This is a genomic window from Achromobacter sp. (genome assembly GCF_036567245.1).
Classification (GTDB): Bacteria; Pseudomonadota; Gammaproteobacteria; order Burkholderiales; family Burkholderiaceae_B; genus Achromobacter.
In genome coordinates this window covers 1-6,251 of the sequence record NZ_DATCUY010000411.1, presented here as the reverse complement: position 1 = coordinate 6,251, position 6,251 = coordinate 1, and the positions used below count along the sequence as shown (strand labels likewise).

Annotated in this window: 9 protein-coding genes; 2 read left to right on the top strand and 7 right to left on the bottom strand. The window is 63.4% G+C overall.

Translation table 11 applies throughout. The features are described 5' to 3' along the window. Positions 1–408, bottom strand: a 408-nt coding sequence (locus VIR09_RS17600) for an SURF1 family protein (RefSeq protein ID WP_332014039.1), incomplete at its 3' end; no start/stop codon positions are given. Positions 409–447: 39 nt separating this feature from the next. Here VIR09_RS17600 and VIR09_RS17595 point away from each other — a divergent pair. Beyond that, a complete protein-coding gene (locus VIR09_RS17595; protein ID WP_006224570.1) occupies positions 448–648 on the top strand; it encodes a twin transmembrane helix small protein in 201 nt (66 codons plus the stop codon). Between the two features lie 104 nt (positions 649–752). Here VIR09_RS17595 and VIR09_RS17590 read toward each other — a convergent pair whose 3' ends face one another. The 5 genes from VIR09_RS17590 to coxB all read right to left on the bottom strand — a co-directional run bounded on the left by VIR09_RS17590 (position 753) and on the right by coxB (position 4,926). Then, complete coding sequence (locus tag VIR09_RS17590; protein ID WP_173144563.1) at positions 753–1,628, bottom strand: cytochrome c oxidase subunit 3; 876 nt, start codon at positions 1,626–1,628, stop codon at positions 753–755. 38 nt (positions 1,629–1,666) lie between these two features. Further along, complete coding sequence (locus VIR09_RS17585; protein WP_013390978.1) at positions 1,667–1,891, bottom strand: DUF2970 domain-containing protein; 225 nt, start codon at positions 1,889–1,891, stop codon at positions 1,667–1,669. 9 nt (positions 1,892–1,900) lie between these two features. Beyond that, positions 1,901–2,026: a cytochrome oxidase small assembly protein gene (locus VIR09_RS17580; protein ID WP_013390977.1), complete on the bottom strand. Its 126-nt coding sequence runs from the start codon at positions 2,024–2,026 to the stop codon at positions 1,901–1,903. A gap of 31 nt (positions 2,027–2,057) precedes the next feature. Beyond that, complete coding sequence (gene ctaD / locus VIR09_RS17575; protein WP_332014038.1) at positions 2,058–3,665, bottom strand: cytochrome c oxidase subunit I; 1,608 nt, start codon at positions 3,663–3,665, stop codon at positions 2,058–2,060. A gap of 103 nt (positions 3,666–3,768) precedes the next feature. Beyond that, complete coding sequence (gene coxB, locus VIR09_RS17570) at positions 3,769–4,926, bottom strand: cytochrome c oxidase subunit II (RefSeq protein WP_332014037.1); 1,158 nt, start codon at positions 4,924–4,926, stop codon at positions 3,769–3,771. A 290-nt stretch (positions 4,927–5,216) separates the two neighbouring features. Here coxB and VIR09_RS17565 point away from each other — a divergent pair, with 290 nt between their 5' ends. Continuing rightward, positions 5,217–6,029, top strand: a complete 813-nt coding sequence (locus VIR09_RS17565; RefSeq protein ID WP_332014036.1) for an NUDIX hydrolase — start codon at positions 5,217–5,219, stop codon at positions 6,027–6,029. Between the two features lie 42 nt (positions 6,030–6,071). Here VIR09_RS17565 and VIR09_RS17560 read toward each other — a convergent pair. Further along, the coding region (locus VIR09_RS17560; protein ID WP_332014035.1) for a hypothetical protein at positions 6,072–6,251 on the bottom strand (180 nt) is incomplete at its 5' end.

The window sequence follows — 6,251 nt, the reverse complement described above, 5'->3', positions numbered from 1 at the left end:
GGGCAGCGGCGGCTGCGCGGGGCCTTGCCCCTGGGTCCCCATGACGCGCGGAATCCAGCCACGCAACACCAGCACGGCGCGGCGCGCATCGGCGTCCAGCAGCAGCGGCGTAGCCAGCCAGTAGCCGGGCTTGCCGTCGTGGTTGCGGTTGTCCAGCAGTACACTGAATTGCGGCAGCCAGACCCCTGAGGCCTGGGCCGAACGCCAGGCGGTCATCTGGCCGGGGTCGGTAGCCGGGGTCAAGGGCAGCAGCGCTTGCTTGCGGCCCGCTTCGATAGCGGCCAGAATGGCGCGTCGCTCGTCACCGCGGCGCAATTGCCATTGCCCCAGCGATGCCAGGATGATCACGGCGACGCCCAGCAACAGCAAGGCGGCTACCGTGTATCGGGTTGAATGCGGTCGGGCCATATATCTACACTAACTACTCTGATTCGTCCGGAGACCACCATGCGCGTTTTCGTCGTCCTGGCCTTCATCGGGATTCTGGCCAGCCTGGCATCGGCCCTGGTCTACCTGATGCGGGACAAGGGAACCACCAGCCGCACGGTCAACGCGCTGACGGTGCGCATCGGATTATCGGTGGCCTTGTTCCTGTTCGTGCTGTTCGCCCATCACATGGGCTGGATCGAAAGCACAGGCCTTAGATAGGCATCCGGGACGCGGGTTCCCGGAAATGCACGACGATCGCAGATGAGTAAAACGCGCCAGTTCTCGCACAAGAACTGGCGCGCTTCATTTGTTCCGCGTAACGGTCAGAACCAGTACACGAACAGGTACAGGCCCAGCCACACCACGTCCACGAAGTGCCAGTACCAGGCAGCGCCTTCGAAACCGAAGTGATGATCGGCCGTGAAATGGCCGCGGATCAGGCGGATCAGGATGACCGTCAACATGGTGGCGCCCAGCAGCACGTGGAAGCCGTGGAAGCCCGTCAGCATGTAGAACAGCGAACCGTAGGCGCCCGAATTGAACTTCAGGTTCAGCTCGGTATAGGCGTGGTGATATTCGTAAGCCTGACAGGTCACGAACAGGAAACCCAGCACGACCGTGGCCAGCAGCCAGAAGATGGTCTTGCCACGATGGTTTTCGCGCAGCGCATGGTGGGCGATGGTCAGCGTGACGCCGGAGCTCAGCAACAGCGCGGTGTTGATGGTGGGCAGCCAGAAGGGGCCGACGGTCTGGAAATGCTCGACCACGCCGGCGGGACCGAAGTTCGGCCACACGGCCTGGAAGTCGGGCCACAGCATCAGGCGGTGGTCCATGTCGCCCAGCCACGGCGTGGTGATGGTGCGCGTGTACCAGAGGGCGCCGAAGAACGCCGCGAAGAACATGACTTCCGAGAAGATGAACCAGCTCATGCCCCAACGGTAGGAGCCGTCGATGCGCTTGCTGTTCAGGCCGATCTCGGATTCGTGGATGGCGTCGCCAAACCAGTAATACAGCACCACGATCAAGCCGATGAAGCCCCCCAGCAGGGTCCATTTGGCCCAGCTGACGCCGTTGATCCAGGCCGCGGCGCTCAGGCCCATGAACAGCAGCGCCACAGCCGTACGCACGGGATGACCCGAATCGGCGGGCACGAAGTAGTACGGTGCCTCTTTACCTTGAACCGAGTGGCTTGCACTCATGGCTTTCTCCCTGGTACAGATTTATAGAATTAAGTGATTCAAGTCAGGCTGGAAACGGCCCAACGCACAATTAATACCAGCACAGTAACGAAGATGGCCGCTGCCAGCAGCCCCGCCACGATCACATGGACCGGGTTGAGCTTGGCGACGTCTTCCCGGTGGCCAGCCCCCTTGCGCACCCCGAAAAACCCCCACGCCACCGCCTTCATGGTCTGAAGGAAACTCAGCTTGCGCTGGGAGGTTTCGCGCAGGTCGTCGCTCATGGCCGTGGTCTAGCTGACGGCAACGCCGGACAACAGCGCCGAGCCGCGCAACACGGTCCAGGCAAACACGGCGATGACGAAAGCCAGCAGGACCAGACCTGCGATCTTGTTGCGGCGGCGCTGCTCGGGTGTCATTGCTGTGCTACCTGAAACATGAAAGGCTGCTTCACTTCACTTCGGGCGGGGTTTCGAAGGTATGGAAAGGCGCGGGCGAGGGCACGGTCCATTCCAGGCCTTCGGCGCCTTCCCACGGCTTGGCCGAGGCCACTTCGCCCTTGCCCCGGTAGCAACGCACCATCGCCCACAGGAAGATCAGCTGCGACAGGCCGAACCAGAACGCGCCAATGGTGGCCATCTGGTGGAAGGTCGTGAACTGGCCGGCGTAGTCGGCATAGCGGCGCGGCATGCCTGCCAGGCCCAGGAAGTGCATCGGGAAGAAGGTGACGTTGAACGAGATCAACGTCGACCAGAAGTGCAGCTTGCCCAGCTTTTCGCTGTACATGCGGCCCGTCCACTTGGGCACCCAGTAGTAGGCGCCAGCGAACAGGGCGAACAGCGAGCCCGCCACCAAAACGTAGTGGAAGTGCGCGACCACGTAGTAGGTGTCGTGGACCTGGATGTCGATCGGAGCCACCGACAGGATCAGCCCGGTGAAGCCGCCCATGGTGAACACGAAGATGAAGCCGATCGAGAACAGCATGGGGGTCTCGAACGTCATGGAGCCGCGCCACATCGTGGCGACCCAGTTGAACACCTTCACCCCGGTCGGGATGGAGATGAGCATGGTGGCGTACATGAAGTAGAGCTGGCCCGTCACCGGCATGCCGGTGGTGAACATGTGGTGCGCCCACACGATGAAGGACAGCACGGCGATGGAAGCGGTGGCGTAGACCATCGAGGCGTAGCCGAACAGCTTCTTGCGGGCGAACGCGGGCACGATGGCCGACACGATGCCGAACGCCGGCAAGATCATGATGTAGACCTCGGGGTGCCCGAAGAACCAGAACACGTGCTGGTACAGCACCGGGTCGCCGCCGGCGGCGGCGTTGAAGAAGCCCGTGCCGAAATGGCGGTCGGTCAGCACCATGGTGATGGCGGCGGCCAGCACCGGCATCACGGCCAGCAGCAGGAAGGCGGTGATCAGCCAGGTCCAGCAGAACAGCGGCATCTTCATCAGCGTGAGGCCGGGCGCGCGCATGTTCAGGATGGTGACGATGATGTTGATCGCGCCCATGATGGACGAGGCGCCCATGATGTGCAGCGCGAAGATCGCCAGGTCCATGCCCGGGCCCATCTGCAGCGACAACGGCGCGTACAGCGTCCAGCCGGCCGCAGTGGCGCCGCCAGGCACGAAGAACGATGCCGTCAGCATGATCGCAGCCACCGGCAGCAGCCAGAAGCTGAAGTTGTTCATGCGGGCGAACGCCATGTCGGAAGCGCCGATCTGCATCGGGATCATCCAGTTGGCGAAGCCCACGAAGGCCGGCATGACTGCGCCGAACACCATGACCAGGCCGTGCATGGTGGTGAACTGGTTGAAAAGTTCGGGGCGGAAGAACTGCAGGCCCGGCTCGAAGAGCTCGGTGCGCAGCAGCAGTGCCAGCGTGCCGCCTTCCAGCAGCATGACGAACGAGAAGATGAGGTACATCGTCCCGATGTCTTTGTGATTCGTGGCGAAAAGCCAGCGACGCCAGCCGGTGGGGATGGCGTGGTGGTGGTCATCGTGACCGTGGCCGTGGCCCGGCGACACGTGGTCTACAGTGACGCTGCTCATGATGGACTCCTTCCTGCTGAGTGCCGGGCCCGATTCACGGGGCCGGCAGGGTATCTCTAACTAAACGGAACCGGTTCTGCGGGGTGTGACCTGGGGCGCGCTATCAGCGCGCAGCCGCCACGTCCTTCGGTAGAACCGTCGGGTCCTGCCCCTTGCCTGCATTGCTCCAGGCATGGCGCGTATAGCTGATGACCGCTGCGATCTCGACATCGTTGAGCTGCCCGCCGAATGCCGCCATCGCGGTGCCGGGCTTGCCCTTCAGCACGGTGTTGATCTGTTCCGCCTTCGGGCCCAGAACAACCTTGTCTCCGTCGAGCGGGGGGAAGCTGCCCGGGATGCCCTTGCCGTTGGCCTGGTGACAGGCCACGCAATTCGCCGCGAAAACCTTTTCGCCGCGGGCAACCAGTTCGGCTTCCGTCCACTCTTTATTGGGATCGTCGGCGTTTGCCGCCATCTTCTTCTTTTGGTCTTCAACCCACTTATCGTAGTCGGCTTGCGCCATGACTTCCACGACGATGGGCATGAATGCGTGATCCTTGCCGCACAGTTCCGCGCACTGGCCACGGTAGATACCGGGCTTGTCGGCGTTGAACCAGGTGTCGCGCAGGAAGCCGGGGATGGCGTCCTGCTTCACGCCGAAGTCGGGAATCATCCAGGAGTGGATGACGTCGGCCGCGGTCAGCACGATGCGGACCTTCTTGTTCACGGGGACGACCAGGTGGTTGTCCACTTCCATCAGGTAGAACTCGCCCTTGGGCTCGCGGTTCTCGATCTGCGCGCGCGGCGTGGACAGCGTGGAGAGGAACTTGATGCCGGTGGCCGAGCCATCGAGGTATTCGTAGCCCCACTTCCATTGATAGCCGGTGACCTTCACGGTGAGGTCGGCGCTGGAGGTGTCTTTCATCGCGACCACCGTCTTGGTGGCGGGCAACGCCATGGCGATGACGATGATGAACGGGATGACGGTCCAGGCAACTTCCACGCCCAGATGCTCGTGGAAGGTCGCGGCCTTGTGGCCCCTGGATTTACGGTGCGCCCAGATGGAGTAGAACATCACTCCGAAGACGCCGATGAAGATCACGATACAGATCGTGAGCAACATCCAATGCAACCACATGATGTCGCGCGAGATTGCCGTGACACCTTCATGCAGGTTGAGCTGATTGACCTTCGGGCCGCCGGGCATGTCTTGCACCTGAGCACCTGCCACGCTGCCAATCAGCATCGCACAAGCCCCCAGTATCCCTCTCCACTTCTTCATGCTTACCTCGAAACACGGCGCGAAGGTCCGTTCGCTAGTGGCGGAAGTCGCCGGAACCGGGCAACGCGCAATTATTAGATGGTAGGGCGTGGCAGGGAGATAGAGCGGCCCCTGTCGTTCCCACTCGAAATCACAAAGAAACTGCCGGATTATAGCGGACGCGCAAACAGATGTAAGTTAGTGCCCTTGAATTCATCGACCCTGCCCCCATCTGGCCGCGCCCCCTTGACCGCGCGCCGTAAAACAGGGTGGCATAAAATCGTCGGCAACATCATCACCACGGTTCCACGATGCCCAAGCAGTTGTCCGACTTGTACGCCGACCTGCGCGCCCGCGCGCAAGAGCTCGCCCCGGAAGGCGCGCGCGCTTTATATATAGCGGGGCGCCGCTGCGGCTGGGCCACGCATGCGGCTTGCGACGCGTTGCGCGGCGCGCCCGGCATCGCAGCGGACGGAGACACCTTGCGCATCGGTGCGGACCTGCAACCCGGCGCAAACCTGAATAGCTTGCTCGAACAGGCCGCGCAACTGTTGCGCCAAGCCAACTGCCTGCGCGGCTGGCGCGACGAATTGCTGGACGTTCTGGATGGCGACGAAGCGCTGGGCGTGATCGAACGCGCGGCAGTGCGGCCGCTGGGCCTGCTTACCAAAGCGGTGCACCTGAACGCGTGGACGCCGGACGGCCGCTTGTGGGTCGCGCGCCGCGCGCTCAGCAAGTCCACCGATCCCGGTATGTGGGACACCTTGGTTGGCGGCCTGGCCGGCAGCCGCGAAGACCTGGAGCTGGCGCTGGTGCGCGAATGCGGTGAAGAAGCAGGGCTGGACGAGCCCGACCTGACGCGGCGCTCGCCCCTGCGCACGATCCTGCGCATCCACCGCCGCCTGCCCGAGGGCTATCAAGTGGAAGATGTCCTGACCAGCACCTGCGTGCTCGCGGCTGACGTCCGTCCCGCCAACCGGGACGGCGAAGTCATGGAAATCGCCACCATCGACGCAGCCACGGCGGTGCATCAGGTCGCGGAAGGCGAATTCACGCTGGAAGCGGCGCTGGTGATCGTCGAAGACATCATGCAACGCCGCGCGGCGGGCGAAATCCCGGCCTAGCATCCCGTCCCGCGGATGCGCGGGCATCCACGGGGGCAGGCGCTAACGCGGAACGATGCCGGGCTCGCCCAAAGGCGGGGCGTTCGCGGGGTTGTCCGCCGGCTTGTCTGCGAGACCATCCGCAGGGTCGCCCCGGACATCGCCTGCGGCCGGCGCGTCTGCTTCCCGGGCCTCGCGGGCCGCAAGCACATCGGAATCCGACGCAGCGCCCGCCGCTTCCGC